Origin of the sequence: Pandoraea capi, from assembly GCF_902459735.1 — a bacterium.
Taxonomy (GTDB): Bacteria; Pseudomonadota; Gammaproteobacteria; order Burkholderiales; family Burkholderiaceae; genus Pandoraea; species Pandoraea capi.
Map to the genome: position 1 here is coordinate 105,674 of NZ_CABPRV010000008.1, position 25,864 is coordinate 131,537.

25 protein-coding genes and 1 pseudogene are annotated in these 25,864 nt (G+C 64.3%); 10 read left to right on the top strand and 16 right to left on the bottom strand.

Annotation, left to right across the window (positions count from 1 at the left end; all coding sequences use genetic code 11):
- Positions 1-97 precede the first annotated feature (97 nt).
- Together PCA20602_RS16760 and PCA20602_RS16765 are read left to right on the top strand one after the other, a co-directional pair.
- The gene (locus PCA20602_RS16760) at positions 98-862 is read left to right on the top strand and encodes a DeoR/GlpR family DNA-binding transcription regulator (protein WP_150722194.1); all 765 of its coding nucleotides are present in this window, start codon (positions 98-100) and stop codon (positions 860-862) included.
- Positions 863-1,075: 213 nt separating this feature from the next.
- Positions 1,076-2,026 (top strand): alpha/beta hydrolase, encoded by a 951-nt coding sequence (locus tag PCA20602_RS16765; RefSeq protein WP_217432443.1) that lies wholly within the window; start codon positions 1,076-1,078, stop codon positions 2,024-2,026.
- Positions 2,027-2,097: 71 nt separating this feature from the next.
- Here PCA20602_RS16765 and PCA20602_RS16770 read toward each other — a convergent pair whose 3' ends face one another.
- The 8 genes from PCA20602_RS16770 to PCA20602_RS16805 form a co-directional block, all read right to left on the bottom strand.
- On the bottom strand, positions 2,098-3,030 hold the full coding sequence (locus tag PCA20602_RS16770) for a LysR substrate-binding domain-containing protein (protein WP_069343649.1): 933 nt from the start codon (positions 3,028-3,030) through the stop codon (positions 2,098-2,100).
- 130 nt (positions 3,031-3,160) lie between these two features.
- Positions 3,161-4,213 carry an ornithine cyclodeaminase gene (locus tag PCA20602_RS16775; protein WP_150722195.1) on the bottom strand — a complete coding sequence of 351 codons (1,053 nt, stop codon included), beginning with the start codon at positions 4,211-4,213 and terminating at the stop codon, positions 3,161-3,163.
- Between the two features lie 94 nt (positions 4,214-4,307).
- Positions 4,308-5,435 (bottom strand): succinylglutamate desuccinylase/aspartoacylase family protein, encoded by a 1,128-nt coding sequence (locus tag PCA20602_RS16780; protein WP_150722196.1) that lies wholly within the window; start codon positions 5,433-5,435, stop codon positions 4,308-4,310.
- 173 nt (positions 5,436-5,608) lie between these two features.
- On the bottom strand, positions 5,609-7,432 hold the full coding sequence (locus PCA20602_RS16785; RefSeq protein ID WP_150722197.1) for a dipeptide ABC transporter ATP-binding protein: 1,824 nt from the start codon (positions 7,430-7,432) through the stop codon (positions 5,609-5,611).
- Positions 7,429-8,250 carry an ABC transporter permease gene (locus PCA20602_RS16790; RefSeq protein ID WP_150722198.1) on the bottom strand — a complete coding sequence of 274 codons (822 nt, stop codon included), beginning with the start codon at positions 8,248-8,250 and terminating at the stop codon, positions 7,429-7,431. Before PCA20602_RS16790 ends, PCA20602_RS16785 begins: the two co-directional genes overlap by 4 nt.
- A 5-nt stretch (positions 8,251-8,255) precedes the next feature.
- Entirely contained in the window at positions 8,256-9,197 is a 942-nt protein-coding gene (locus PCA20602_RS16795) for an ABC transporter permease (protein ID WP_069343654.1), read from the bottom strand.
- 4 nt (positions 9,198-9,201) lie between these two features.
- Positions 9,202-10,836, bottom strand: coding sequence for an ABC transporter substrate-binding protein (locus tag PCA20602_RS16800; RefSeq protein ID WP_174981226.1), 1,635 nt, complete (start codon positions 10,834-10,836; stop codon positions 9,202-9,204).
- A 103-nt stretch (positions 10,837-10,939) separates the two neighbouring features.
- Positions 10,940-12,061: a C45 family autoproteolytic acyltransferase/hydrolase gene (locus PCA20602_RS16805; protein ID WP_150722200.1), complete on the bottom strand. Its 1,122-nt coding sequence runs from the start codon at positions 12,059-12,061 to the stop codon at positions 10,940-10,942.
- 510 nt (positions 12,062-12,571) lie between these two features.
- Between PCA20602_RS16805 and PCA20602_RS16810 the strand changes: the two genes are divergently transcribed.
- From PCA20602_RS16810 to PCA20602_RS16835, 6 genes are all read left to right on the top strand, one after another.
- Positions 12,572-13,777 carry a porin gene (locus PCA20602_RS16810; RefSeq protein ID WP_150722201.1) on the top strand — a complete coding sequence of 402 codons (1,206 nt, stop codon included), beginning with the start codon at positions 12,572-12,574 and terminating at the stop codon, positions 13,775-13,777.
- Between the two features lie 35 nt (positions 13,778-13,812).
- Positions 13,813-14,934 carry an SGNH/GDSL hydrolase family protein gene (locus PCA20602_RS16815; RefSeq protein ID WP_150722202.1) on the top strand — a complete coding sequence of 374 codons (1,122 nt, stop codon included), beginning with the start codon at positions 13,813-13,815 and terminating at the stop codon, positions 14,932-14,934.
- A gap of 116 nt (positions 14,935-15,050) precedes the next feature.
- Positions 15,051-15,512 carry a MarR family winged helix-turn-helix transcriptional regulator gene (locus PCA20602_RS16820; protein WP_242561797.1) on the top strand — a complete coding sequence of 154 codons (462 nt, stop codon included), beginning with the start codon at positions 15,051-15,053 and terminating at the stop codon, positions 15,510-15,512.
- 71 nt (positions 15,513-15,583) lie between these two features.
- Positions 15,584-16,075: a YybH family protein gene (locus tag PCA20602_RS16825; RefSeq protein ID WP_246182200.1), complete on the top strand. Its 492-nt coding sequence runs from the start codon at positions 15,584-15,586 to the stop codon at positions 16,073-16,075.
- An 11-nt stretch (positions 16,076-16,086) separates the two neighbouring features.
- Positions 16,087-16,581, top strand: coding sequence for a YybH family protein (locus tag PCA20602_RS16830; RefSeq protein WP_246182201.1), 495 nt, complete (start codon positions 16,087-16,089; stop codon positions 16,579-16,581).
- Positions 16,582-16,605: 24 nt separating this feature from the next.
- The gene (locus PCA20602_RS16835) at positions 16,606-17,574 is read left to right on the top strand and encodes a quinone oxidoreductase family protein (protein WP_150722203.1); all 969 of its coding nucleotides are present in this window, start codon (positions 16,606-16,608) and stop codon (positions 17,572-17,574) included.
- Between the two features lie 27 nt (positions 17,575-17,601).
- On the opposite strand, the gene PCA20602_RS16840 is transcribed toward PCA20602_RS16835, so the two are convergent.
- The gene (locus PCA20602_RS16840; protein ID WP_150722204.1) at positions 17,602-18,060 is read right to left on the bottom strand and encodes an MEKHLA domain-containing protein; all 459 of its coding nucleotides are present in this window, start codon (positions 18,058-18,060) and stop codon (positions 17,602-17,604) included.
- A gap of 117 nt (positions 18,061-18,177) precedes the next feature.
- Complete coding sequence (argC, locus tag PCA20602_RS16845; protein WP_150722205.1) at positions 18,178-19,104, bottom strand: N-acetyl-gamma-glutamyl-phosphate reductase; 927 nt, start codon at positions 19,102-19,104, stop codon at positions 18,178-18,180.
- A 124-nt stretch (positions 19,105-19,228) separates the two neighbouring features.
- Between argC and PCA20602_RS16850 the strand changes: the two genes are divergently transcribed.
- Positions 19,229-20,113 (top strand): LysR family transcriptional regulator, encoded by an 885-nt coding sequence (locus PCA20602_RS16850; RefSeq protein ID WP_150722206.1) that lies wholly within the window; start codon positions 19,229-19,231, stop codon positions 20,111-20,113.
- A gap of 28 nt (positions 20,114-20,141) precedes the next feature.
- On the opposite strand, the pseudogene PCA20602_RS16855 reads toward PCA20602_RS16850, so the two are convergent.
- The 3 genes and pseudogenes from PCA20602_RS16855 to PCA20602_RS16865 form a co-directional block, all read right to left on the bottom strand.
- Positions 20,142-20,588 (bottom strand): annotated as a pseudogene (locus tag PCA20602_RS16855) (methyl-accepting chemotaxis protein); the annotation flags it as partial.
- Positions 20,589-20,682: 94 nt separating this feature from the next.
- Positions 20,683-21,573 (bottom strand): intradiol ring-cleavage dioxygenase, encoded by an 891-nt coding sequence (locus PCA20602_RS16860; RefSeq protein ID WP_150722208.1) that lies wholly within the window; start codon positions 21,571-21,573, stop codon positions 20,683-20,685.
- A 24-nt stretch (positions 21,574-21,597) separates the two neighbouring features.
- On the bottom strand, positions 21,598-22,014 hold the full coding sequence (locus PCA20602_RS16865; protein ID WP_246182202.1) for a winged helix-turn-helix transcriptional regulator: 417 nt from the start codon (positions 22,012-22,014) through the stop codon (positions 21,598-21,600).
- Positions 22,015-22,078: 64 nt separating this feature from the next.
- Between PCA20602_RS16865 and PCA20602_RS16870 the strand changes: the two genes are divergently transcribed.
- Positions 22,079-23,020 carry an aromatic alcohol reductase gene (locus PCA20602_RS16870; protein ID WP_150722209.1) on the top strand — a complete coding sequence of 314 codons (942 nt, stop codon included), beginning with the start codon at positions 22,079-22,081 and terminating at the stop codon, positions 23,018-23,020.
- Between the two features lie 212 nt (positions 23,021-23,232).
- On the opposite strand, the gene mctP is transcribed toward PCA20602_RS16870, so the two are convergent.
- The 3 genes from mctP to PCA20602_RS16885 all read right to left on the bottom strand — a co-directional run bounded on the left by mctP (position 23,233) and on the right by PCA20602_RS16885 (position 25,843).
- Positions 23,233-24,726 carry a monocarboxylate uptake permease MctP gene (gene mctP / locus PCA20602_RS16875; protein WP_150722210.1) on the bottom strand — a complete coding sequence of 498 codons (1,494 nt, stop codon included), beginning with the start codon at positions 24,724-24,726 and terminating at the stop codon, positions 23,233-23,235.
- Complete coding sequence (locus tag PCA20602_RS16880) at positions 24,727-24,906, bottom strand: DUF3311 domain-containing protein (RefSeq protein ID WP_069343687.1); 180 nt, start codon at positions 24,904-24,906, stop codon at positions 24,727-24,729.
- 439 nt (positions 24,907-25,345) lie between these two features.
- Positions 25,346-25,843 carry a 6,7-dimethyl-8-ribityllumazine synthase gene (locus PCA20602_RS16885; protein WP_150722211.1) on the bottom strand — a complete coding sequence of 166 codons (498 nt, stop codon included), beginning with the start codon at positions 25,841-25,843 and terminating at the stop codon, positions 25,346-25,348.
- Positions 25,844-25,864: the final 21 nt, after the last annotated feature.

Consider the following 25,864-nt stretch of genomic DNA (forward strand, 5'->3'; position numbering starts at 1 on the left):
CGATCCTGCTGTCGGCCGCTGTGTGGGTGCCTGTGCGGGCAACTTCGTAGCGTCCGGCTGTGCAGACCTACGGCATCCATCCGCTGACTGAACTTCCATGAAAGTAGCCAACCGCCGCGAGGCGATATTCAAAGCTGTCCTGTCGGGCATGACCGATGTCGCGGCGCTGTGCGCACATTTCGGCATGTCGGAGGCGACCGTGCGGCGCGACTTGCGCGCACTGGCGGACGAGCGGCGCATCGTGCGCACCTACGGCGGCGCGGCCGCGCCGGTGCGCATGCACGAACCCGAAGAGTCGCTGGAGCTGCGACGCGAGAGTTTTCGCGAGCAGAAGGACGCCATCGCGCGCGCCGCCGTCGCGCATGTGGCCGACGGCGACACCATCTTTCTCGATGGCGGCACCACGACCGAAGCGATGGCGCGCTTTCTGGCCGGACGCGAAAACGTTCAGGTGGTGACGAACAACCTCCTGGCCGTGGGCGCGCTCGCCGCCAATAAGGTGCCCGTCACGTTGATCGGTGGCGACGTGCGCCCGTCGAGCATGAGCGTGCTCGGGCCGCTGGCACAACTCGCGCTCTCGCGCGTGTCCGTCGACAAGGCCTTTCTCGGTGCGGACGGCGTGGTCGCTGGTCGCGGCCTGTGCGAAGCCTCGGCGGAACAGGCATGGCTCAAGGAATGCATCATTCGCCAGTCGGCCAGCGTCTATGTATTAGTGACGGCCAACAAGCTCGACCGCGCGAACCAGCAGCACTGGACCCCATTGGAGCGCGCGTGGACCCTCGTCACCGACGCACCGGCCGATGCCGACGCCCTCGCCGAATTCCATAAACACGCCGAAATCGCCGTCGAGTCAGTGCGATGAAGTCGGTGCGATGAAGTCAGTGCGCTGAACGCCGTCTGAGCCTGACCTTGTGTGGCGATTCGTAACGTCGCTGGTCCCGGTCGGCCTTGTAATCTGCCGAGACATTTATCCCCCTCAACGCGACGTCAATTCGTTGGGGTGTGCCATCGGGATTTGTCCCGCGCAGAATATCTGTCGTTGCGCGATGCGCGCGTTTGCCCGAGCGAGACCCCGATGACGATGAACCGACGCACGCTGCTGCGCTCCATGACCCTGGCGAGCATGGCCGCAATGGCTGGCTCCCTGCGCGCCGCCCCGCGTGCCTTTGATACGCGTGCGACGCAGATCCTGCTATGGCCGGGCACGCCGCCCGGTGGCGGCGGCCCCGGCGGTCAAGTGGAAACGAGTGTCAAGGGCGCCGTCAGCAATGTCGCCGCGCCGTATCTCGACGTCTACGTCCCTGAGCGTCCCAATGGCGCGGCGATGCTCGTGGCGGCCGGCGGCGGTTACAAGCGCGAACAGATGGGTTCCGAAGCGATTCCCGCCGCGCAGTGGCTCGCCGAGCGCGGTATCACCGCGTTCGTGCTGGCGTACCGTCTGCCGAACGAGGAATGGGTCGACGGCGCGCTCGCGCCATTGCAGGACGCCCAACGCGCCATGCGCATCATCCGTTCGCAAGCACACCAGCGCGGGCTGGACGCGGAGCGCGTCGGGGTCCTCGGCTTCTCCGCAGGCGGACATCTGATGGGATTGACGGCAACGCGCTCAGGCTTCGCGTCGTATCGTCCGGTCGACGACATCGACACGCATTCGGCGCGACCGGCCAACGCCGCGCTGATCTACCCCGTCATCACCCTGCTGCCGCCGTACGACCACACGTCCACGCGTCGTATCCTCGTCGGCAATCATCCGACGAAGCAGGAAAGCGCAGAGTGGTCCGTGGAAACGCATGTGAAGCACGGGTGCCCGCCGGTCTTTCTGACGCAGGCGGACGACGATCCCATCTCCAACCCGGAGAACACCCGCATCATGAAGCGCGCCTGCGAGCAGGCCGGGGTGCCGGTCGAGTTCCATCCGCTTGCCAGCGGAGGTCATGGTTTCGGTATGGGGAAGCCGGGCACGCCGACCGCCGAATGGCCCGCCTTTTACGAGACATGGTTACGCGCTCGCCAGATGATCGCCTGAATGGGAGACGGCAGCCGGTAGCGAGGCGCAAGACGCCTCGCGACTGTCAGTCCGCCGATTAGCCCGCAGCGTCAGCCCGCCGTATTCCTCGCCGCAGGCCCGTGCACCAGACGCGAGTACGAGACGAGCATCGACACCAGTTCCTGCGTGGCCAGCGTGAACGGCGCCGAGCGGCGCGCCACGAGACAGACGTCGCGCGGATCGAACGCCTCCCGAATCGGAATGCTCGTCAGCGCGCCGGAGAACAGCGTCAGCTCCGAGAGCACGCGCGGTTCGATCGTCAGATAGTCGGACTCGCAGACGATGTGAAGCGTCTCCAGCAGCGACTCCGCCGTCAGCACGATCTTCGGTGCGCCGAGATTCTCGGTATTGAACAGGCTGATCAGCCGGTTTTCGGCGCCCCCGACAATGCCTGCCGGACGAATACTCACCCACTCGCAATCGACCAGATCACGAATGGACGTGACGTGCGCCTTCGGATGCCCCTTGCGCGCGATCACGCTGGGCACCGACCGGTACAGACGCTCGATGGACAGATCGACGTCGCTCACCTGCGGGGCGAGCGGCGCGAGCGCGAAATCGAGCCGCCCGTCGCGAATGCGCTCGATCAGCATCTTCGTGTAGCCGCTGGTGACATGCACCTTCACGCGGGGAAAGCGCTCGACAAAGCGTTTGACCACCGGCAGCAGCAACTCGGCCAGCGGTTCCGACGTCACGCCGAGCGTGATGTTGCCTTCCTCTTCGCCGCGAGACTGCATGACGTCCTGCGACGCGAGTTCGCAGTCGCGCAAGATCGCGTTGGCGCGCACCAGAAAGCGCTCACCGATGGGCGTGAGGCTGATGCCCTGATGCGAGCGGTTGAGCAGCGTGACGCCCAACTCGCCCTCCAGGCCCTGAATTGCCTGCGTCAGGGTGCTTTGTGCGATGTCGAGCGTGCGCGCCGCGGCGCGAAAACTTCCCTGCTCCACCACTGCGCAGAACACTCGAAGCTGGACTAATGTCATGGGACCTCTCATCGTCTTGACGGGCCGGCGCGAGGATCGCGGACATGGCAGTCATGCCCGGGCCGGTTCGCTTGCGCCGCAAACGCGCCATCGTACCGCACTACCCCGGCGCCCAAGGCCTTCCCGGAAGTCAGGCGGCGCGAACGGTCGCGCTGGCCTGCGTCGCCACGGGGGCGACGAGCTGGTACAAGTCCTTGCAGTTGTCCAGTTCGGGGATCAGATCGATCACACGGCCCACACCCGCGTCGCGCGCGAGGTCGTGCAAATAGCGCAACGTGGAGAAATCTTCGAGCGCGAAGCCCACGGAGTCGAACACCGTGACCTGTTCGGCCGTCTCACGTCCCGCCACTTCGCCCGACAGCACTTGCCAGAAATGGATGACCGGCGAATTTTCGGGCAGATGTTGAATCTCGCCCTCGATACGCGTCTGCGGTTCGAACTCCACCATGACGCGCGCCGCCGTCACGATGTCGGTATGCAATTCGGTCTTGCCCGGGCAGTCGCCGCCAACGGCGTTCAGGTGCATGCCCGGCTCGATCATGTCCGGCGTGAGGATGGTGGCGTTCGCCTTGTCGGCCGTGACGGTCGTCACGATGTCCGCACCGCGCACGGCGTCGCGCGCTGAGGCGGCGCACACGATGCGCAGGCCGGGCACGTTCGAGAGGTTGCGCACGAGCTTGGCGGTGGCATCCGGATCGACGTCGAACAGACGGATCTCTTCGATGCCCAGCATCGCGTGAAACGCGAGCGCCTGGAATTCGCTCTGCGCGCCGTTGCCGATCAGGGCCATCACGCGGCTGTCGGGGCGTGCCTGCATCCTTGCGGCGAGCGCCGACGTGGCGGCCGTGCGCAGCGCGGTCATCAGCGTGAATTCGGACAGCAGCAGCGGCGCGCCGGTGTGCACGTCGGCCAGCACCGAGAACGCCATCACGGTCAGCAGATTGCGACGCGTATTGATCGGGTGACCGTTGACGTACTTGAAACCGTACAGGTCGCTGTCGGAGACGGGCATCAGTTCGATGACACCGTCCTTGGAGTGGTTGGCCACACGCGCCGACTTGTCGAACTCGGGCCAGCGCAGGTAGTCGTCGCGGATGTAATCGGCCAGTGTCTGGATGAACGGTGCGACACCGGTTTTTCGTAACAGCTTTTGAACGTCGTGAATGTCGATATAGCGAGTCATGGATTGTCTCGTTGTCAGAATCAGGTTCGGCCTACATTGGCGTCTGGCTTGGCGAAAATGACGGAAGTGTCGAAGTCGATGGATCGGGCGCCGATCACGCGCCCAGCAGCATGCCGGTGCGTTGCGAGCGATGCCCCGTGACGCGCCCCAGCGGGTCGCCCGCGTTGACGAAGCGCACGTCGCGTCGCATGTACATCACGCCCTGCGTGCGGCTCACCAGCGTGGTGATGTCGCCCGTGACCGGGTCCACGATGTCGAAGACCGGCTGATCGATCTCGACCAGCGCGCCGAGGGCAGCCCGATGCACGAGCACGCCCGCGCACGGTGCGCGGAACTGCTCGCTGCCGGCGAGCGGCGTGGCCGGATACGGCAAGTCGGGCAGCGGCGAGACTTGCCCGTCCACATCGCCCGTGTAGGTCAGGTATTGCAGGATGGCACTGGCGTCGGCTTCGGCCTGCTCGTACGACACGTCGCGCTGACCGCGATGCTCGACCGTGACCGACACCGGACCGGAGGGCATCGGATACGTCGCGCCGAAATGCTGGCGAAGCTGATACCACGTGTAGCTCTGCGCTTCGTCGAACGAATGCGCGCCCGAGTCCAGCGCCAGCAGGTTCGCCTTCGAGCCGAGATAACGGGCCAACGGCTCGACGGCGGGCCAGCATTCGTCGCCGGTGTAAAGATGCATCGTCGCTTCGCGCGAGCAATGCAGATCGAGCACGATGTCGGCGTCATGCGCCTGAAGCATCAGCAGCGACTGGAGCGCCCCGAAGGCATCGGTGACGGGACGCGCCAGCAACGCCTCGCGCCATGCGGCACGCACACGATCCCGGTTGCGCGCGACGTCGTCCGTCAACGCTTCCGGCTGCTGTTCCAGCAACTTCACGACGGCGTCGAACAGCATCGGGAAGCTGCGGTTGTAGTTGCGACCGCTGGCAAGCTCGAAGCGCCCCTGCGGCGCGCCCATCAACCACTGGTTCAGACCGAGCGGGTTCGCCACGCTCAGCAGCACGACTTCCGCGCGCAGACGGCCCTGCGCTTCGAGCACGAGCAACTTCTCGCGAAGCCGGGTGGCGACGAGCATGGCCGGGATCTCGTCGGCGTGCAGCGCGGCCTGCACATAGACCTTGCGCCCGCAGTTCGCCTCACCGAAGTGCTGTGCCACGACGGATTGCGCGGTGCCGGTACCAACGAACGGCAGGGGGTGGATTACGCTTTGCATGAATGAAATCGAATCAGGTCGTACAGGTATAGCCAGGGCCGGATCGTGAAAGCACCGGCCGATGAGTCAGTGTAGGCAGACGGGCGTCGCTCAGGAATGCGGCCGCACCGATCAGGATCATCTTTGCCAATCACCCGGGGGCATCGGAAAACCGATTCCCCCGGGGGCGAACATCAGGCGGCGAGCACCGCCACGCGATGGGCCCCATCCACGCTGCCCGCCACGCTTGCGAGCGTGGGCATCGCCTGCGGCGAACGCTCGGGGTCGTAGTACGGCAGCGAGGCATCGTGCGGACCGAGCGCGCGCGTTTGTACCGCGAAGCCCGTCTCACGATTGCCGCGCAACTCCGGCACCGCCTGCAACAGACGCCGCGTGTAAGGGTGTGCGGGCATGTCGAAAATCGCGTCTCGCGTGCCCGACTCCACGACATGCCCCCGGAACATCACGATGACGTGATCGGACAGTTGCTCGACCACGCCCAGATCGTGCGAAATCAGCAGACAGGCGAAGCGATACCGTGCCTGCAACGCGACCAGCATTTCGAGCACCTGCTTCTGCACGGTGACATCGAGTGCCGAGACCGGCTCGTCCGCCACGATGATCGCGGGATGGCTGGCCAGCGCCCGCGCGATCGCCACGCGCTGACGTTGTCCGCCGGAGAGCTGGTGGACGAAGCGCGGCCCGAAGCCGCTCAGCCCCACGTCCTCCAGCACCTGCGCCACCCGCTCGCGACGCTCGGCGGCGGTGAGCGACGTGTCGAGCCGCAGCGCTTCGTGCACCAGTGCCTCGACACGCATGCGCGGGTCGAGCGACGAGTACGGGTCCTGAAACACCATCTGGATAGAGCGACGCGCCTCACGCAACTCGCTGCGCGTGCCGTCCCCGGGGAACGGCTTGCCCAGCACCTTGACTTCGCCGCCCGCGAGCGGCAGCAGCCCCATGATGGCCTTGGCCATGGTCGTCTTGCCGCTGCCCGATTCGCCGACGATGGCAAGCGTCTGTCCTGCGCGTAACGAGAACGAGCACGGGAACACCGTCGGCACACGGGTCTTGCCCCACAGGCGGGTCGGCACGAGATAGTCGATGGCGACCTTGTCGACTTCGAGCACACGCTCGCCGGCCGGGGTACCTTCCTCATTCGCCGTGTCGCCGGTACCGCGCGCGTCGCGACGCGGCAGCGATTCGAGCAGGCGCTGCGTGTAGTCGTTGGATGGATGCGCCAGCACGCGCGCCACCGGGCCGGTTTCGACGAGATCGCCGCGTCGCACGACCATCACCCGTTCGGTGTAGGCGGCAACGAGCGCGAGATCGTGACTCACGAAGATCAGCGCCGTGCCCTCTTCCCGCGTGAGGCCGATCATCACGTCGAGCACTTCCTTTTGCACGACGCAATCGAGCGCCGTCGTCGGCTCGTCCGCGATCAGCAGGCGAGGCTTGAGCAGCATCACGGCCGCCAGCAGAATGCGCTGACGCATGCCCCCTGAGAACTCGTGCGGGAAGCGGTTCATGCAGCCCTTCGGGTCCCGCACACGCACGCGTTCGAGCATGGCGATGGCCTTCTCGCGCGCCTGCGCCTCGGGCACGCCACGGCGGCGCACCAGCGCCTCGACCATCTGCTCGCCGATGCGGATCGCCGGGTTGAGCGACACCATCGGCTCCTGAAACACCATGCCGATGTCGGTGCCGCGCAGCTCACGCCACGCCTGCGGTGTCAGATCGAGCAACGAACGGCCGTCGAACTGCATGGACTTCGCCTGCACGGTCGCCGAATCCGGCAGCAGGCCCAGCAGCGCCTTGCCGATGAGCGTCTTGCCGCTGCCCGACTCGCCGACGATGGCCAGCGATTCGCCGGGACGCAGGTACAGATCGATGTCGCGCACGACGTCACGCTGTCCGCCCTGCCCGTCAGGGAACGCAATGCGCAACCCTTCGATCGAGAGCAACGCGCCAGCTTCAGCCGCCTGGGCGGCCTTGTGGTTATCAGGTGTCGAGGTCATTTCGCCTCCTTCATGCGGGGGTCCAGCAGGTCGCGCACGGCGTCTCCCAGCAGGTTGATGCCGAACAGCGCCAGCGAGATCGCCGTGCCGGGGAACAGCACGAGCCAGAACGCCTGCTCGATGGACGAGCGGCCATCGGCCAGCATGCCGCCCCACGTCGGTTCCGGTGCGGGTACGCCCAGCCCCAGAAAGCTCAGCGCGCTCTCGGCAAGCAAAGCCGAGCCGAACAGCGACGTCGAGAAGATCAGCAACGGCTGCACGCAGTGCGGCAGCACATGCCGGATGAACGTCCAGACTTCGGAATTGCCCATCGTGCGCGAGGCGATCACGTAGTCGCGGGTGCGCAACGACAGCACGGCGCCTCGGGCGATACGGCTCACGGACGGCGTGTAAGCCAGCCCGAGCGCGAGCACTACGCCCCACTTCGACGGCCCGAGCACCGTCATGATGCCCAGCGCCAGCAACAGACCGGGGAACGCCATGAGGGCGTCGACCAGCATGCCGGCGATACGGTCGAGCCAGCCGCCGACGTAGCCGCAAATGGCGCCGATCAGCGTGCCGCCGGCCAGCGCCAGCATTACCGACGCGAGACTGACCGTGATGCTCACGCCCGCACCCGCCATCAGACGCGAGAGCACGTCGCGACCGAAGGCATCGGTGCCGAACCAGTGCTGCATGCTCGGCGCGGCGTAGCGGGCATAGAGATCCACGTCGATCGGGTTATAGGGGGTGTAGACGAGATCGACCGCGGCGATCAGCACCAGCAGCCCGACCAGAAAGCCGCCAATCCAGAGGTTGGCGCGATGTAAAGATTTCATGGCGTTCAGTGTTTGAGTCGGGGGTCGAACAGCGGATAGAGCAGATCCACGATCAGGTTGATCACGACGTAGATCAGCGCGATCACCAGCAGACATCCCTGCACGACGGGGTAGTCGCGTGCATAAATGCTCTCGACCAGCAAACGCCCCATGCCCGGCAACGTGAAGACGGTTTCGATCACGGCGCCGCCCGCGAGCAAGTGCCCCACGACCAGACCGATCACGGTGAGCGCCGGACCGAACGCGTTCGGCAGCGTGTGACGGGCGAGCACGCGTCGCTCGCTGAGTCCCTTCGCCCGCGCGTGAGCGATGTATTCGAGACGCAGCACGTCGATGCTGCTTGCGCGGATCATGCGCGTGACGACCGCAATTTCCCCAAGGCTCACGGCAATGACCGGCAGCACGAGATACTTCAGCGACCCCCAACCGGCCTGCGCGAACGTCTGATAGCCGAACGTCGGCAACCAGTGCAGCTTCACGCCGAAGACCCAGATCAGCAGAATGCCGGACCAGAAACTCGGGATCGAGACGAGCAGGATCGTCGTCATGACGACAGCCAGATCGCTGCGATGGTTCTGACGCCATGCGGCGAACAGGCCCGCCGGAATCGCCACGAGACACGCGATTACCGTCGCGCTCAGCACGATCTGCGCCGTCACCGGGAACGCCTCGGCGATGAGCGTCGAGACCGGACGATGACGCGCGATCGACATGCCCAGATCACCGCGCAGCAGATGCTCGATCCAGTGCAGGAACTGCATGGGCAGCGACTCGTCGAGACCGAACTCATGGCGCAGGTGCGCGAGCAATGCCGGGTCGTGGATATCGCCCAGCATCAGCGTGGCCGGATCGCCCGGAATGGCGCGGATCATCGCGAAGACGAGCACCGCCACGATCACCACCGTGGGGAATGCCATCGCGATACGTTTGAACAGATACGTCGGCATGGCCTCAGTCCTTCGTCACGTTATAGAAGCGCTTCAGACGCAGCGGCCAGGTCGTCACGCCATGCAGGCGCGAGCTGACCAGAATCAGGTCCGGCGAGTCGTAGAGCACGAGCATCGGCGCGTCGGCCAGCATGCGTCGATGCAGTTCGGCGAGCACTTTGGCGCGCACGGCTTCGTTGGTCTCGCCCGAGATGCTGCGCAGCAGCGCAAGCGCATCCGGGTCTTCCCACTGCACCAGCGGGTTGCGCGACTTGTCGCCCAGTACGTCGGCGAAGATCAGCGCAGGGTCGGTACGCGCGGTGTAGCCGAAGGCCATCAACTGGAAACGGCCCGCGCGGTAGTCGGCGAGTTGCTTGCCCCACTCGACCACCTGCAACTTGACGTTGATCCCGGCACGCGAGAGCAACGATTGCAGGTACACGGCCATCGTGAACATGTGCGAGTAACGACGGTTCGTCTCCAGCGTGATCGTCTGCCCGTGATAGCCCGCTTCCTTGAGCAGCCGTTTGACCTCGGGCAACGACTGCACGTAGCCCGCTTTCGTGACGTCGGTCGCAAGCGCGCTGGCGTTGGGCACGAGCGACGGGTTGTAGCCCGTGCGCCCTTCCGTGACGGCATTGGCGATGCCCGGCAGGTCGGCGGCCAGTGCGATGGCGCGTCGCATGCGCACGTCGGAGAGCAGCGGATCGCGGTTCTGGATCAGCAACGCGGCCGGATCGGCGCCGGGTCCGGCGACGATATGCCAGCCCGGATCCTTCGGCGGCACGATCTGCTCCGACATGTTCATCGCATCGATCTGCCCGGCCATGAGCGCCGAGAGTTGCGACGTCTCGTCGGGAATCACGACGAAACGCACGTCGGCGTGAGCGATCTTGCTGCCCGCCAGACCGCTGGCTTCTTCCTTGCGCGGCTGGTACCCCTCGAACGGCTTGAGCAGCACGTACTGCCCCGGCTGCCAGTCGCTGAACCGGTATGGTCCCGTGCCGATGGGATGCACCCACTTGCCCTGTGCATCCACGCTTTCCGGACTGAGCACCGCCATCGGGCAGCGCGGGTCGGTCATGTGATTGAGGAACAGCGCCGAGGGTTTGTCGAGCGAAAACACCACGGTATTGCGATCCGGCGCTTGCACGTCCAGCACCTTGGCCCCGGCATGCCCGTCGTAGGCGCGGCGGCAGTAGAACCCGGTCTTCGGGTTCATGAAGTACTCGTAGCTCCACTTCACATCAGCGGCGGTCACCGTCTTGCCGTTGTGGAAGTGCACGCCGTGACGCAGATGGAACGTGTAAGTCTTGCCGTCCGGCGAGATGTCCCAGGAGTCGGCGAGCATCGGCCCGATGCTCATGTCGGCGCGCAGCGCGACGAGCGACTCGACCACGTGCGCGAGGATGGTGTCGGTCGCGGTATTGCGCAGAATGCTGCCCGGCATCGACGTGGGCGTGTCGGTACTAAGCGCGAAGCGGATCTCGCGATGCGGCGCTGGCGTAATTGGTGTCGGCGATGCCTGCTGTGCCTGCCCCGCGTCGGTTTGCGCGACTGCCGTGCCCGCGAGTGCGAGGGCGGCGAGCGTCGTGGCGGCTGCGGCAAGGGTCGCGCCGCGCAGACGTGCACGTATGCCGGGACGCGACGTTGTCGTCATTGTTTTTGGGAACATCGGAAATCGTTGGGATAGAAAGAGCCGGCGCCGGGACGTCGTCTCCCGAAGACGTCACGCGGCGCGTCTGAACGACCGGCTGGCGATCTCAGCGCAGGCGGTATTCCACGAATTCGCGAGATTCGTACGGCTTGCGCGCGATCCACAGCACGCCCTCGGCGGCGTCCATGAGCGTGGTCGAGACCGTCGCGGCAATGCTGTCGAAGCTGACCTTGCGCGGCACGCGCAGCACGCCGACCGGTGCGCCGAAGTCGTCCGCCAGCACCGCCTTGATGACGTTCCAGTCGATCTTGCCCTGCGTGCGACGCGCGTCTTGCAGCGCCTGCGTGACGCGGCGCTGACGGTAGATCGAGTCCGGGCTCTTGGCCAGACCGAGATCGCGCAGCTTGGTGCGCGCCACCGGGCACATCCAGTGGTTGGCGTGCACGAGCACGTCGTCTTGCGGCGTGAGCCAGAAGATTTCGTCCGGCGCGCATTCGAGATCGACGGCTTCGCCCTTGGCGTCGGCAAGCATCAGATTGTTCGAGGCATAACGACGCGTGCTCCACAGCGCCTTCATGGCGTCGGCCATGCTGGTCGAGTCGAGCATGCGGCGGCGAATCAGGGCGAGCGGCGTGTCCGCCTGGCTGGCGTTGACGTAATCGCGATCGGACGTGAGGAAGTTGCCGGAGAGCGAGAGCCCGGCGCTGTTGATGCCATGACGGCCCAGCGTGCCGGCCTCGGTGAACACCAGCAGGTCGGGACCGTCGTCGCGCCGCATGCGCAGCACGATGCCGGTATCGGCGCACTCCGCACGCCAGTCCCAGTTGTGCGCGTGCATCAGGCGGCCGGTCGCGCTGGACGGCGGCATGACGATGAGTCCGGTACACCCGTCGTCGAGCGCCTTGCGGGCTTCGCCGATCTCATCGTGGCCGTACATCATTTCCGTGCGGCAGTTGATGAGCACGATGTCCTCGATCGTGAGCCCTGCGCCTTCGGCAATGCCGCGCATCTCTTCGAGATAGCTCGCATCGAACGCTTCGATGATCGGCACCATGCGTGCGGACAGGGCGCGCTGACGCTCGTGCGACACACCGCGCTTGTCGAGTTGCGAGCGATACAGGGCGAGGCTGCGCGCCACGCGCTCAGGCACCTGACGTCCGTGCGCAAGTCCTCGCTCGAAGGGGCCGCCGCTCACATCGACCAGCGGAAAGGCTTCATTGGCATTCATCGTGTTTTGTCTCGTCAAGTCCTGAATCTGGCTGGATTTTCATGGGTTTCCTGCATGCAAGGCACATGTCGGAACCATGACACCCAATCATCGTAAGAGGCCAAATCTCGCCCGGGAAGCACGGACTCGGCGATCGGTATCGCTTTTGCCGATCACGACGCCTCGCGCCCGCAGAAAAACCGTTCATCTGCCGGAGCGCGCGCGCCGCGAAGTCCCATCGGCGTTGTCGGCGGCGATTCCCTCCAAACAGGCTCGAATCAGGGTTTTCCCGAAGACTAAAACCCTATCGGAAAAATCGATCGTGAACCGTAGAAGTTGGCTTCCGCGACATTTCTTTTTCTTGAAAACTCTGCCCTCGTCAATGCAGGCGGCCCGCCGCCGCTTGACGTGCGGACCGTCGATCCGGCGGCGGACGCTCGACTTGCGAATCACTCTTACAACAACCCCGCACGGCAACGCCGACTCGCCGCGCTGCGCCGTCGCGGGTTCAAGTCCCTTGGAGATGTCACGATGAAGTATGGAATGCCGGCGATTGCGCTCGCCAGTTGTCTGGTTTGCGGCAGCGCTTTCGCACAGAGCAGCAACGTCCGTTTGTACGGGTTGATCGACAACGGATTCGTCTACAACAACAACGCAAAGGGCACGTCGCAATACCAGCTGGCCTCAGGCAACCTGCAAGGCAGCCGCTGGGGCATCGCAGGCACGGAAGACCTCGGTGGCGGGCTGTCGGCCGTGTTCCGTCTCGAAGGCGGCTACAGCATCGACACCGGCGCCCTCGGTCAGGGCGGCTCGCTGTTCGGCCGACGTGCGACGGTCGGGCTGGCCAACCGCTACGGCACCTTCTCGCTGGGGCGTCAGTACGACGCCCTCACGGATTACATGGCGGGCTACTCCGCCGCGGGATCGGCGCGCGGCGACGTGGTCAAGTCGTGGGCCGGCGTGTACGGCGCACACCCGGGCGATCTGGATAACCTCGGCGGTTCGAACCGTACCAACAACGTCGTGAAGTATTCGAGCGCGAACTTCAACGGTCTGTCGTTCGAGTCCGCTTACAGCTTCGGCAACAAGGCGGGCGATTTCAGCAGCAGCCAGAGCTTCAGCTTCGCCGGCGCGTATCGCAACGGCCCGCTCGACGCCGGTGTCGCTTATCAGAACGTGCGCAACCCGAACTACGCCAACTGGGGCGTGAATCCGAGCGCGAACAACGCCACGTCGGCCAGTTCGCTCAACATGAACAGCCCGGTGTACAGCGGCTTTGCGTCTGCCAAGACGATGCAGGTCGTCGCGGCCGGCGCGGCGTATCAGATCGGCACCTTGCGTATCGGCGGGATCTACACGAACGTCGAGTTCCAGCATCTGGGCGGCACGCCGGGCAACGGCCTGAATCCGCTGAAGCTGGCGGGCACTGCCGTGTTCAACACGTATGAGCTGAACGTCGCATGGCGTCCGATTCCGGTGGTGCAACTCGCCCTGTCGTACGCGCTCACGCGCGGCAATTCGGTCGGCAGCGTGTCCGGCGCGAACTACGGTCAGTGGAACCTCGGGGCGGACTATGCCCTGTCGAAGCGCACCGATCTGTATGCCGTAATGGTGTACCAGCGCGCGTCGGGCGTCGATTCGACGGGCAAGGCGGCTGTCGCGGCCGTGGCAAACCTGACGGCGTCGTCGACCCATTCGCAGGTCGGCGCGACGGTCGGCATTCGTCACGTGTTCTGATATCGTCTGCGCCTATCGCCACTCTGCCTTGCGTTATGCAACGTTTGCCCAGAACTTCGCGCACCCTCGCACTGCTGGGCGATAGCTGGGTGCGCGGCTCGGGACTGCCGTTCGCGGCAACCGGTCGCGCCCCCACCTACTTCGTCCCTCAACTCGCACGCACGTTACGAGAACGCTTTGGAGACGCCGGCGGCGGCTGGTGCGGTCTGTCGTACACCACGGACACAGATCGGCGCGGCGGCTCTGCCGAGCCCGACCGGTGGCATCAGTCCGGGGTCGGCAGTTGGCGGACCAACGTCCGCAATCAGCCAACGCCGGACATCTGCACCAGCGTGAGCGACACGCCCGGCGATCTGATTCACGTGACGTGGCTGGGCGACGCGACATCTGCGGTCGTGCTGCATGCGTTCGCGGGTGGCGCCATCAACTACCGATGGAACAGCGGACGCTGGCACGGCCTGACGCTCGGCGGCGCGGCCGGTCAATCCCGGTATGCCTTGCAGGACTTCCCGGAAACCGGCGCATGGACGCTGGATATCGCCGTGGCCCAGGGCACGGTCACGCTGTCCGGCATCGAACATCGCGCCGACATGATCGGTGTGGTCGATATGGACGATGTGGTCGATGTGGTCGATGTGGCCCCTGTTTCCGACACGCCCGGCATCCGTGTCCACAATCTCGGTGCGGGCGGAAGCACCACGGCCGACTGGCTTGCCGCCATGCGCTCGGCCTCCTGGTTCACGGGCGTTCACTCGCTGGGGATCGACGCCGCAGTGCTCCTGCTGGGCACCAACGATCAACGCGATTTCGACGCGGCCACCTACCGCGCCCATCTCGACGAGATCGTCGAACGTCTGCGCAGCCAGTTGCCGTCGATGAGACTCACGCTCGCATGCTCCCCCGAGAATAGTGGCGACGAACCGCAACGCGGTGCGCGTCCGATGGCGGCCTATCAGGACGCCGCAGCCACCGTCGCCTCGCGTCACGGTTTGTCGGTGGTGGATTTGCAGCAGACATTCGGCGACGTGGCGCAGTACCGCCACGACGGCCCCAATCCCTTGCTCGACGCGTCGCGCCTCCATCCGAATGCGCTCGGCAGCACGGTACTGTGCGAACGCATGACACAAGCGTGTCTGGCGATGCTGGAAGCCCATTGATCCCTCGATCGACGCAAGGTCTGCCCTCGCGTCGATCTTATTTTTCGCCGTTTGACTTATACGGGCATATGCCCACATAATCCGGACATCGCCTCACCCTGAGCATGAAACCTCGTATGAACGCATCGAACCCGGTCCCCGGCGTGTGCAACAACACGGCCCTGCGCAAAGCGGCGCGGCACGTGACGCGTTTTTACGATACGTGTCTGGCCGAAACGGGGTTGCGCGGCACGCAATACGCCATCCTCAATCTGGTCGCGACGCGGGGGCCGTCGACCATTGCCGATCTGGCCGAGACGCTTGTCATGGACCGCGCGACGATGGGTCACAATCTGCGCCCGCTTGAGCGCGACGGACTCATCGCGATCCGCGTCGGGCAACGCGACCGGCGCGAGCGCGAAGTCACGCTGACCGACGAAGGCACGGCCCTCGAAGCCGAAGGCAAGCTCGCGTGGAACCGCGCGCAGAAACAGTTCGAAACCCTGTTCGGCAAGGAAGACGCGCTCGCCATGCGCCGTGTCATGGCGCGAATTGCCGCGCTCGACCTCCAGGACAACGACGCTACCGAGCGTCGATAAGCACACACCGGATCACGCGGGCCGCCCAGTCCGCGTTTTCATTTCTCGAATACGGGCATATGAGGATATTTATGCGGCATTCCCTTCGTAGTTACACACTGCTTCCGATGATGGCGCTCGCCATGATGCATGCCAGCGTATCGCTTGCCGCCACCTGGTCGCCGAACGACGAGCAGCGGGTCCGCTCGCTGTTTCTCACACAGGTCGCGGCCGAAAACGCCCACGACATCGCGACGCTCGACACCGTTCTGGCGGACAGCGATGCCGGACGCCCATCCCCCGTGTCGTTCGTCGCGCGGGCCTATCGCTTCTGGGGTAAAGACGCCGTCATGCAGCACTTCCGCGAAGCCTTCGCCGGGACATGGCACCTCGAACCGGATGCGGCCCAGATTCAGGTGATTCCGCTGAGCGACGACACCGCCCAACTCTACGCGCCGACGCAAGTCACGCTCGGCGGACCGGGCAAACCTGCCGTCACGGCCCCATTCCTCATCAACCAGTTTGCCGTTCGCACGCCGCAAGGCTGGAAGTTCACGGCAATTCTTCCCGTCCCCGCGCAATAAGGAGGCCGACGATGTTCCGGCAAACCCTCACGACATTCGGCGTTGCGCTCGCGTGCGCGATGTCCGTCCTCCCGCAATCGAGCCACGCGGCGACGAGTTTCAGCGACAGCGATCGCGAGCAGGTGACGGCACTGTTCGCGAAGCAGGCGAACGCCGCTACCGCACACGATCTTGCCGCGTTCGAATCGGTACTGGCCAACCCGTCGTCCGACGGCACGGACCCCGTCGTCTTCGTCGCGCGCGCCTACCGTTACTGGGGCAAAGCGGCGCTGGTCGAGCATTTCCGCGAGACGTTCAAAGGCGTATGGAAATTCGAGCCCGATATGGCGCAGTTGCGCATCGTGGCACTGACGCCGGATGTCGCCCAGTTGTACGCGCCCACGCAAATCACATTGGGACACACCGATGCCGACGCGCGAACCGCCCCCTATCTCGTTTATGAAGTCGCCGTACGCACGACCGAGGGCTGGCGTATTGGCTCGATCGTGCCAATTGCCGCGCAATGATCGCAGCACAGGAGAAACACTGAAATGAAAGCAGCCGTGTACTACGTGAACGGAGGCCCCGAGGTCTTCCGCTTCGAATCCGTGGACGATCCCGTCTGCGGCCCCGGTGACGTCGTCATCGACATTCAGGCCATCTCGCTCGAGGGCGGCGATCTCATCAATCGTGAGATTCGTCCACTGGCGCGCGTGCCTCACATCGTCGGCTATCAATGCGCGGGCGTCGTCTGCGAGGTTGGCGCGCACGTGCGCAACCGTCAGGTGGGGCAGCGTGTCGTTGCCGTGCTTGCATGGGGATCGCACGCCGAACGCGTGGCGGCTCCGGCGGCGGACACGTGGGTCGTGCCCGATGCGCTCGATCTGATGGCCGCCGCCGCGATTCCGGTGGCATGGGGCACCGCGCATGAGTGCCTGTTCCACACCGGCGGCCTTCAGGCCGGGCAAACCGTGCTGGTGCACGCCGGGGCGGGCGCGCTCGGGCTTGCGGCCATCCAGTTGGCGAGCGCCGCCGGCGCTACGGTCTACGCGACAGCGTCCAGCGACGAGCGGCTGTCGCGCCTGACGCCTTTCGGCATGAGCGCCGGCATCAACTACGCCACCGACGACTTCGTCGCGCGCGTGAAGACGCTCACCGGAGGACGAGGCGTCGACCTCATCGTCGACAGCATTGCAGGGAGCACGCTCGTGCGCGGCGTGGAGGCACTCGCTTACGGTGGACGCATCGTGACCGTAGGCGTATCCGGGCGCGATACCACCCGGCTGGACCCGGTCAGCCTATGGCGCGGCAATCAGAGCGTGCACGGCGTGTATTTCCCGACGCGTCTGGATCGTGAACACGACCGAGTGCATGCGGTCGTCGACGCGTTGATTTGTCGCGTCGCCGATGGCGAGCTCAAGGTCGTGATCGACCAGACCTTCCCGCTCGATCAGGCGCAGATCGCGCACGCCTACGTGCAATCGCGAAGGGCGTTCGGGCGTGTAATGATGACGCCCTGAATCGCGCACTGAATCGTGCAGGAACGCTCAGAGATCGCTGGTGCGCGGGATGACGACGGCTTGCCCATGCAGCTTGCCGTCGTCATCGATCAGTTGCCAGAGCGTGGCCTCTTCGATCATGAATCGCTCACCGGTCTTGGTGATACGCACGCCCTTGTAACCCGACTCGTAGCCCAGACGCTGCACGCGTTCTAGAAACTGCTGACGCTCCTCGCGATTGGGGGCTTCGGCCGAGAGCCGCGACGGCAGCGCCGTGATCTCGTTCCAGTCGTAACCGAAACGACGCTGCGCAGCCTTGTTGCCGTACATGAACACCGGATCGGTTGCCGCGTTGTGGGCCAGCACTGCGAACGGAGCACGCTCGTAAAGCCATTCGACGGCTTGCTCGGCAGGGATGTCTTCAGGGACTAGCGGGCGGCCAAGCAGCCGGGCATGGCTATCCGCGAGGAGTTGAAAAAACGCGGGATCAGAGTGACGCGGAATCATGTGGCAACTTCAACTACGAATGACGGAAGGCTCCCACGATACCGCATCCTCATGAACAAAAAAGGGCAGTGACCGGAGATACCCCATCGTCCGGTCACCCTCGTTGGCAACAAACGCTCACTGTCCGAGCATCAGTTCCAGATTCTGAACCGCCGCCCCCGACGCGCCCTTGCCGAGGTTGTCGAGCACCGCCGCCAGCAGAATCTGGCCGTTTTCCTTGTGAGAGAAGACGCTCAGCTGCATCAGGTTGGTCCCGTTCAGCGCTTCGGGATCGAGTTGCTTCCCAACGTCTGACAGGTCCTGCGGCATCACCTGCACATATTTTTCATCGGCGTAGTGAGCCGACAGGCAGCGGTGCAGCGTTTCGCCGTCCACGCCCGGGGCCAGCAGACGCGTCTCCAGCGGAATCGTCAGCACGATCCCTTGCCGGTACGAACTGTACGAAGGGATGAACATTGGCCGGAACGCCAGTCCCGAATGCTGCTGGATTTCAGGCACATGCTTGTGCACCAGTTCCAGGCCGTACACGCGGTGCTGCGAACGGCTTATCGCATTCGGTCCTTCGTGCTCGTCGACGCCCGCACGTCCGCGACCGGAATACCCCGCCACGGCGTTGATGCTCACAGGGTAGTCGCGCGGAATCAGCCCGGCATCGAGCAACGGCCGCAGCAGCCCGACAGCGGCCGTCGGATAGCACCCCGGGTTGGAGACGCGGCGAGCGCTCGCAACGAGTGACGCCTGCTCTCTCGTCAGTTCCGGCAGGCCATACACCCACTCGGCGTGCGTGCGGTGGGCGGAACTGGCATCGATGACCCGCACACGCGGATTGACGATGGACGCCGCCGCCTCGCGCGCTGCGGCATCCGGCAAACAAAGAATCGCGATATCGCAATCGTTGATCGCTTCGGCACGGCGTTGCGGATCCTTGCGATGCGCGTCCGGCAGCGTGACCAGTTGAATATCGGTGCGCCCGCGCAGCCTGTCATGAATCTGCAAGCCCGTGGTGCCCTGATCGCCATCGATGAAAATCAGCGGAGAAGCCATGTCCGATTACCCCTATCTCTCGTTCGTGAACCGTATCGAACTGTTATCTTCGCGCTGCGGGTAAAATAAAAAAAGTTGAATTTCATGAACCTGAAATTCCATTTTTCTGAATCAGGACATTGCGATGCGAGAGATCAGCCTGGACCGCTTGAAGACGCTCGTAGCCGTGGCCGACAGCGGCTCGTTTGCCGACGCCGCGCAGGCGCTGCATCTCTCGCCGCCGACCGTCAGCCTGCACATCTCGGATCTGGAAGCCCGCGTGGGGGCGCAGTTGCTCTCGCGCAAGCGCGGGCATGTGCGGCCGACGTCCGTCGGCGAGGCGCTGGTCGAGCGCGCCCGGCGTTTGCTGGCCGACGCCGAGCGCACGCTGGAGGACATCGAGCGTCATGCACAGGGGCTGGCCGGACGCGTACGGATCGGCGCGTCCACCGGGGCCATCGCGCATATCCTGCCGCAGGCGCTCGAAACGCTGCGGCTGGATCATCCGGACATTGACGTCCAGGTCGCGATTCTGACGTCTCAGGAGACGCTCAGCCGTCTGCACCGCGGCGCGCTGGATCTGGGGCTGGTCGCCCTGCCGCAGCCGGAGGTCAAAGGGCTGACGATCCGGCAATGGCGACGCGATCCCGTCATGGCCTTCCTGCCTGCGCACTGGTCCAGCCCGAAGACCGTGACGCCCGACTGGCTGGCCAGCCAGCCGCTCATCCTGAACGACAGCACCACACGCCTGTCGCGCCAGACAGCCGAGTGGTTTGCCGTGGCAGGCCATCGTCCGACGCCGCGTATCGAACTGAACTACAACGATGCGATCAAGAGTCTCGTCGCGGCTGGTTACGGCGCAGCCCTGCTGCCACACGAGGCCACGACACCCCATACCGACGAGCGCATTGCCATGCGTGCGCTACGTCCGGCGCTGTGGCGGGAGTTGGGCATCGCACACGCCACCGGCACGCTCGAACGCTCCACCCGGCACGTGCTCGACGCCCTGTGGGGACTACGCGTGCGCTGACCTTCCTCTGCGCCTGCCAATCCCCCATTCACGCCGCCGCGGCCACCGTGAACACGGCGACCGTGCCGCGCATGCGAGTGGCCTGCTCGTCGAGCGACTGGGAGGCTGCGGCCGCCTCCTCGACGAGCGCGGCATTTTGCTGGGTGACTTCTTCGATCTGCCCGATGGCCTGATGAATCTGCTGGATGCGGTGCCCCTGATCGTCCGACGCCGAGGCGATTTCGCCGACGATGCCCATGACACGCGTCACCGCCTGTTGCACCGACGCCGTCACCCGCCCGACTTCCTCTGCCTGTGAAGACCCCGCTTGCACGGTCACGACGGACTGTTCGATCAACCCCTTGATTTCCCTGGCAGCGCTCGACGAGCGCTGCGCGAGGTTGCGCACCTCGGCAGCCACCACGGCGAAGCCCCGTCCCTGTTCCCCCGCGCGCGCCGCTTCGACGGCGGCATTGAGCGCAAGGGCGTCGCATTGGCGGAAATCCCCGACTGCGGTCACTTCCCGATGTGCTCGAATCCTGTGCTGATGTGGCAGACGCTAGAACGCTTTCAGACGTCTGCCGAATCGCTCAGTGCCGCAGCGTAGTTTCCGGCGCGGTTTCCGACGAAGTTTTAGGCGCAGATTTCGAAGCCGTCGCAGGATTCAGAACGAAGTCGTAGTGCAGTGAATAGCTGCCGTCATCGCGCCGCACCCACGGCGCGATGAGCGAATGCCGCACGCCGAAGACGGCATCCGAATCGAGCCATTGATCGTCTTCCCGGAACACATGCGTGACGAGCGTCTCATAGCCCGTCGCTTCGATACGGAAGTGCAGATGCGCGGGACGCCACGGATGCCGCGCCGTCGCTGCCAGAAACTCGCCGACAGGGCCGTCGGTCGGGATCGGGTACGCCTCGGCCAGCACGCTGTGAAAGTGGTAACGCCCCTCGCTGTCGGCATGCAGCACGCCACGTCCCTGTGCGGCGTCGAGTTCGTCGCGCTGCACGTCGTAGAGACCTTGCGCGTCCGCTTGCCACACATCAATCTTTGCGCCCGCAATCGGACGCCCGGCCGGATCGAGCACGGCGCCGCTCACCTCGCAAGGCTCGCCCGCTGCGCCATTCGCCACGTCTGCGCCGTTATCGTAGTGCGGTGCGTCGTCGACGAAGAACGGTCCGAAAACCGTCGCTTCCGTGCATTGCGGCGGCTTGGCGTTGTTCATCGCAACGGTCAGCATCGATAGCCCCAGCACGTCGCTCAACAAGATGAACTCCTGCCGCTTGTCGTCGCACTTCTGACCGGTCGCGGTCAGGAAAGCGATGCCCTTGGCCCATTCGTCTTCCGTCAGGCTCACTTCACGGGCGAAGTCGTGCAGATGGCGCACGAGACTGCCAAAGACCTCCTTAAGCCGAGGGTCCGGTGTGTCGGCGAGTCGGGCGATCACTTCCTGCGTGATCGTATGTTGGTCGAGGTTGCGCATCGAATGTCCTTGAAATCGGAAGAGTTACTGCTTGTCGTACTGTTGTCTCGCCTCACGAAACCCTTGTGCGTTGTCGATCACCCATCGCCACAGCGGCACCATGCCGGCGAGCAATCCGCGTCCGAGCGGCGTCAACTGATACTCCACACGCGGGGGCACTTCGCGGTAGTCGTGTCGCGAAATCAGACCGTCTCGTTCCAGTTGGCGCAACGTGCGTGTGAGCATGCGCTGCGTCACGCCGTCGAGCCGGCGCGCGATCTCCGCATGCCGCAGCGTGCCCGCCACGCCCAACGCATGCACGACGCCGAGCGACCAGCGGTTGCCCGCGTGGGTGAGGATCTCGCGCTTGAGGCCGTCGTCGTCGGCGCTGAGGGCATCGCACGCCTCGTGCGACTGCTGCAAGAGGGCGTCGAGCGAGGGAGTGTCCGGTGGCAGTATCACGCGTGTGCCTTCTTACCAAGGGTTCGTAACGTCACTATTATTCGCAACTTGACCGGAGTTGCAAATGACCTATCGAATCCCCCACGACAATCACGTCCTCGTCCTCGGTGCCGGAGAACTCGGCGAATGCATGCTGCGTGAGATGGCCGTCCAGCGCGATGCGGGACGCGTCGCATCCGTTGCCGTTTTACTGCGTCCCGAGTCGGAAACGTCGTCGGATCGTCGCACGCGCCTCCATTCTGCGCTGCGCACGTGGCGAATCGATGTCGTCGAAGCCGATCTCGTGACGGCAGACGAAACGACGCTCGCCGACATCTTCCGCCCCTACACGCAGATCATCTGCTGCACGGGCTTCGTCGGTGGCCCGGGCACGCAGCGCAAGATCACGGGCGCTGTCCTCAAAGCCGGCGTCGCGCACTACATTCCCTGGCAATTCGGCGTGGATTACGACGTCGTTGGCCGGGGCAGTGGTCAGGACGTCTGGGACGAACAGCTCGACGTGCGCGACATGTTGCGCGCTCAGGACAAGGTGCGCTGGACCATCGTGTCGACGGGCATGTTCACGAGCTTCGTGCTGCTGCCGGCGTTCGGCCTCGTCGACCTCGATGCGGGGGTGGTGCATGCGCTGGGCGATCCCGACTTCTCGCTGACGGTCACAACGCCGCAGGACATCGGCCGCCTGACCGCGCTCATCGCCACCTCCCGGCCGGAATTCGACGATCAGGTCGTACACGTGGCCAGCGACACGTTCACGTATCGCGAACTGGCGAGTACGCTGACGCAGGAACTCGGCAGACCGTTCACGCTGTCATGTTGCGATATCACGCAACTCAGGGCCGATCTGGCCGCGCATCCGGACAACACGATGCGCAAGTATCGGCTGTCGTTTGCACGCAAGGATGGCGTAGCATGGCCAGTGGCGCAGACGTTCAACGCGAAGGCAGGGATTGCGGTCACCGATCTCGCGGCATGGGTGCGCGAGTGGCGAACGGGACAGGAAGCGTAATGAGGATGAAGGCCGGGGACTAAAACCTGAACAACGACGAAGGCCAATCGAGCCGATTGCACCGGTTGATGCGAGACAACCAACGCATCGGCGCAAGGGCCGGTGCGGGTGCCACACGCGGAGATGACCCGCGTGTGGCACCGAAAGCCGCGTGACACTTCACGCGACCTTGAGACGCTCAGGCAACCAGCGTCTCGGACATTTCAAGCCGTTCAGGCATTGCGCAGCGCCGGACGCGAGCCCTTGCCGAGCACCACGTTGGCGACCACGGCGACGACGATGTTCACCGCCAGCGCGATCAGGCCCGTGTACATCGAGTACTTGTCACCGCCGAGCGTGAACGTATGCACCGGCTTGACGCCGTCCGCAAACGCCAGCCAGCTGCCGCACACGATACCGAAGGCCCAGCCCGTGAGCAGTGCGCGTGCGCCGAACCAGCCCACGAACAGTCCGAACACCAGTGCCGGGAACGTCTGAAGAATCCACACGCCGCCGAGCAGTTGCAGGTCCAGCGCGAACTGCGTCGGCAGGAACAGGATGAACACCAGCGCGCCCAGCTTCACCACCAGCGACACGACCTTGGCCACCTTCGCCTCACCCTCGTTCGAAATATTCGGGTTGACGTAAGGCTTCCAGAAGTTGCGCGTGAAGAGGTTCGACGCACCGATGGACATCACCGCCGCCGGCACCAGCGCACCGATGGCGATCGCGGCAAACGCAAAGCCTGCGAACCAGCTCGGGAACAGACCGTTGAACAGCGCCGGGACGACGTCGTTGTTGGTCGGCACCTTCACACCGGCAGCGTAGGCCATGAAGCCCAGCAGCGCGATCAGGCCGAGCAGCACGGTGTAGGCCGGCAGGAACACGGCATTCTTGCGAATCGTGTTGGCGTCCTTCGCGGCGAAGATGCCGGTGAGCGTGTGCGGATACATGAACGCCGCGAGCGCCGAACCGAGCGCCAGCGTGGCGAACGGCAGGAACTGCGTCGGCTTGAGCGTCAGGCCCGTTGCACCGCCCTTGTTCGCGAAGACGTCGCGCGCCGAGTCGAACACCGCACCGTAGCCGCCCAGCTTTGCCGGCACCACGACCACGGCGACCAGCACCACGATGTAGATCATCAGATCCTTGACGAACGCGATCAGCGCCGGTGCCCGCAGACCTGCCGAGTACGTGTACAGCGCGAGAATCACGAACGCAGCGAGCAGCGGCAATTCGCCCGTCAGCCCCAGCGCCTTGATCACGACTTCCATCCCGATCAGTTGCAGCGCGATGTAGGGCATCGTCGCGACGACACCGGTGAGCGCAATCGCGAACTCCAGCGGACGCGACTGATAACGGCCGAAAACAACGTCGGCAGCCGTCACGTGACCGGCCTTGTGCGCCGCATGCCAGAGCTTCGGCATGATCAGGAAGACAATCGGATAGACGAGAATGGTGTACGGCAATGCGAAGAAGCCGTAAGCGCCGACCGCGTAGACCAGTGCCGGCACCGCGATCACGGTATAGGCGGTGTAGAAATCGCCGCCGACCAGGAACCACGTGATCCATGCACCGAAGTTACGTCCGCCCAGACCCCATTCGTCCAGATGGGCGCCTTTGTTCGACGGCCCGGCCATCCAGCGCGACGCCCAGAAACCCATGACGGTCACGAGGATGAAGAAAAATACGAAGACCGCGAGCGCGGTCCAGTTGATACCGGCGTCCATTTACTCTTCCCCTTTCTTCAGACCATCGCGGAATACGATCCAGATCAGTAGCGAGGTCAGCGGCACCCAGGCGAACTGGTACCAGTAAAAGAAGGGAAAGCCCCAAAGGGACGGCAATTCACGGTTGTAGAACGGCACCCACAACAAACCGATGAACGGCAACAATAACAGTAACCGCATCTCAGCAGATCTCCTCTTGTTTTAATTCGACGAAGGCGCACATTAGCGACGCCTAAATACACTCTAGCCGAACGATGGTGGATTTGCCGGTGCGCCGGAAATCCCCATGAATCATGGGGTTTCACGAATGCGAAGCGATGTTGCGTGTATCGAAACCAATGCGCCGCGCCGCATTGTCGACGACGGTTTCAATGGCTGAAATGGACCACGATTTTCTTCGATTTCATCGGGACTTACCTTGAAATATCAAGCACTGAATACGCACCACGAACAAGCGTGACGCACACAGATCACTGAAATACGTATTCAGCCTCGTTGAATTTTTTGCGAAGAAAAATATTGACTTATTCTGATTCTTATCTACGTAGTGATACGTAGTCGGGTAAAACGCCCATCCGCCTGTCTCCATCCCGGCAGCTTTCGCCGTCGCAACACCGGGTCATGTAAGACATGTCGCCGAGGTCGGCTCAGTCGGCCCGGTCGCCAGGTTCGCGAGCGCAAGCAGCATGCCGACGCAGGCGTCAGCGACTTCGCGGCCCTTGTGTCGCAGGTGCTCGCCGAAGAATGCGTAATGCTCGTCGTGCGAGTGAAAGTGATGCGGCGTGAGCGACATCGAGAAAACGGGCACATCGGTGTCGAGTTGCACGCGCATCAGTCCGTCGACCACGGCTTGCGCCACGAACTCGTGACGATAAATGCCGCCATTGACGACCAGCGCGGCGCCGACGATCGCATCGTACTGTCCGCTTTGCGCGAGACGTCGGGCGAACAGCGGAATTTCGAACGCACCCGGCACATCGAAATGGCGGATGCATTCGGCAGGCACGCCCAGTTCGGCCATGCGTGACTGGAACGCGTCGCGGGCGCCGTCCAGCAGATCGGCGTGCCAGCCGGCCTGCACAAAGGCAATGCGGTGAATATCGAGAGAATTCGTCATAACTAGTCTTTCGCGAGCCGC

Coding starts and splice junctions, on each gene's coding strand:
- PCA20602_RS16880 (WP_069343687.1), bottom strand. CDS start 24,906: ATGCGGTTACTGTTATTGTTGCCGTTCATCGGTTTGTTGTGGGTGCCG.
- mctP (WP_150722210.1), bottom strand. CDS start 24,726: ATGGACGCCGGTATCAACTGGACCGCGCTCGCGGTCTTCGTATTTTTC.
- argC (WP_150722205.1), bottom strand. CDS start 19,104: ATGGCTTCTCCGCTGATTTTCATCGATGGCGATCAGGGCACCACGGGC.
- PCA20602_RS16860 (WP_150722208.1), bottom strand. CDS start 21,573: ATGCGCAACCTCGACCAACATACGATCACGCAGGAAGTGATCGCCCGA.
- PCA20602_RS16790 (WP_150722198.1), bottom strand. CDS start 8,250: ATGAAATCTTTACATCGCGCCAACCTCTGGATTGGCGGCTTTCTGGTC.
- PCA20602_RS16780 (WP_150722196.1), bottom strand. CDS start 5,435: ATGCAAAGCGTAATCCACCCCCTGCCGTTCGTTGGTACCGGCACCGCG.
- PCA20602_RS16885 (WP_150722211.1), bottom strand. CDS start 25,843: ATGACGAATTCTCTCGATATTCACCGCATTGCCTTTGTGCAGGCCGGC.
- PCA20602_RS16770 (WP_069343649.1), bottom strand. CDS start 3,030: ATGACATTAGTCCAGCTTCGAGTGTTCTGCGCAGTGGTGGAGCAGGGA.
- PCA20602_RS16810 (WP_150722201.1), top strand. CDS start 12,572: ATGAAGTATGGAATGCCGGCGATTGCGCTCGCCAGTTGTCTGGTTTGC.
- PCA20602_RS16805 (WP_150722200.1), bottom strand. CDS start 12,061: ATGAATGCCAATGAAGCCTTTCCGCTGGTCGATGTGAGCGGCGGCCCC.
- PCA20602_RS16820 (WP_242561797.1), top strand. CDS start 15,051: ATGAACGCATCGAACCCGGTCCCCGGCGTGTGCAACAACACGGCCCTG.
- PCA20602_RS16840 (WP_150722204.1), bottom strand. CDS start 18,060: ATGATTCCGCGTCACTCTGATCCCGCGTTTTTTCAACTCCTCGCGGAT.
- PCA20602_RS16835 (WP_150722203.1), top strand. CDS start 16,606: ATGAAAGCAGCCGTGTACTACGTGAACGGAGGCCCCGAGGTCTTCCGC.
- PCA20602_RS16795 (WP_069343654.1), bottom strand. CDS start 9,197: ATGCCGACGTATCTGTTCAAACGTATCGCGATGGCATTCCCCACGGTG.
- PCA20602_RS16785 (WP_150722197.1), bottom strand. CDS start 7,432: ATGACCTCGACACCTGATAACCACAAGGCCGCCCAGGCGGCTGAAGCT.
- PCA20602_RS16870 (WP_150722209.1), top strand. CDS start 22,079: ATGACCTATCGAATCCCCCACGACAATCACGTCCTCGTCCTCGGTGCC.
- PCA20602_RS16800 (WP_174981226.1), bottom strand. CDS start 10,836: ATGACGACAACGTCGCGTCCCGGCATACGTGCACGTCTGCGCGGCGCG.
- PCA20602_RS16815 (WP_150722202.1), top strand. CDS start 13,813: ATGCAACGTTTGCCCAGAACTTCGCGCACCCTCGCACTGCTGGGCGAT.
- PCA20602_RS16775 (WP_150722195.1), bottom strand. CDS start 4,213: ATGACTCGCTATATCGACATTCACGACGTTCAAAAGCTGTTACGAAAA.
- PCA20602_RS16850 (WP_150722206.1), top strand. CDS start 19,229: ATGCGAGAGATCAGCCTGGACCGCTTGAAGACGCTCGTAGCCGTGGCC.
- PCA20602_RS16825 (WP_246182200.1), top strand. CDS start 15,584: ATGCGGCATTCCCTTCGTAGTTACACACTGCTTCCGATGATGGCGCTC.
- PCA20602_RS16760 (WP_150722194.1), top strand. CDS start 98: ATGAAAGTAGCCAACCGCCGCGAGGCGATATTCAAAGCTGTCCTGTCG.
- PCA20602_RS16765 (WP_217432443.1), top strand. CDS start 1,076: ATGACGATGAACCGACGCACGCTGCTGCGCTCCATGACCCTGGCGAGC.
- PCA20602_RS16830 (WP_246182201.1), top strand. CDS start 16,087: ATGTTCCGGCAAACCCTCACGACATTCGGCGTTGCGCTCGCGTGCGCG.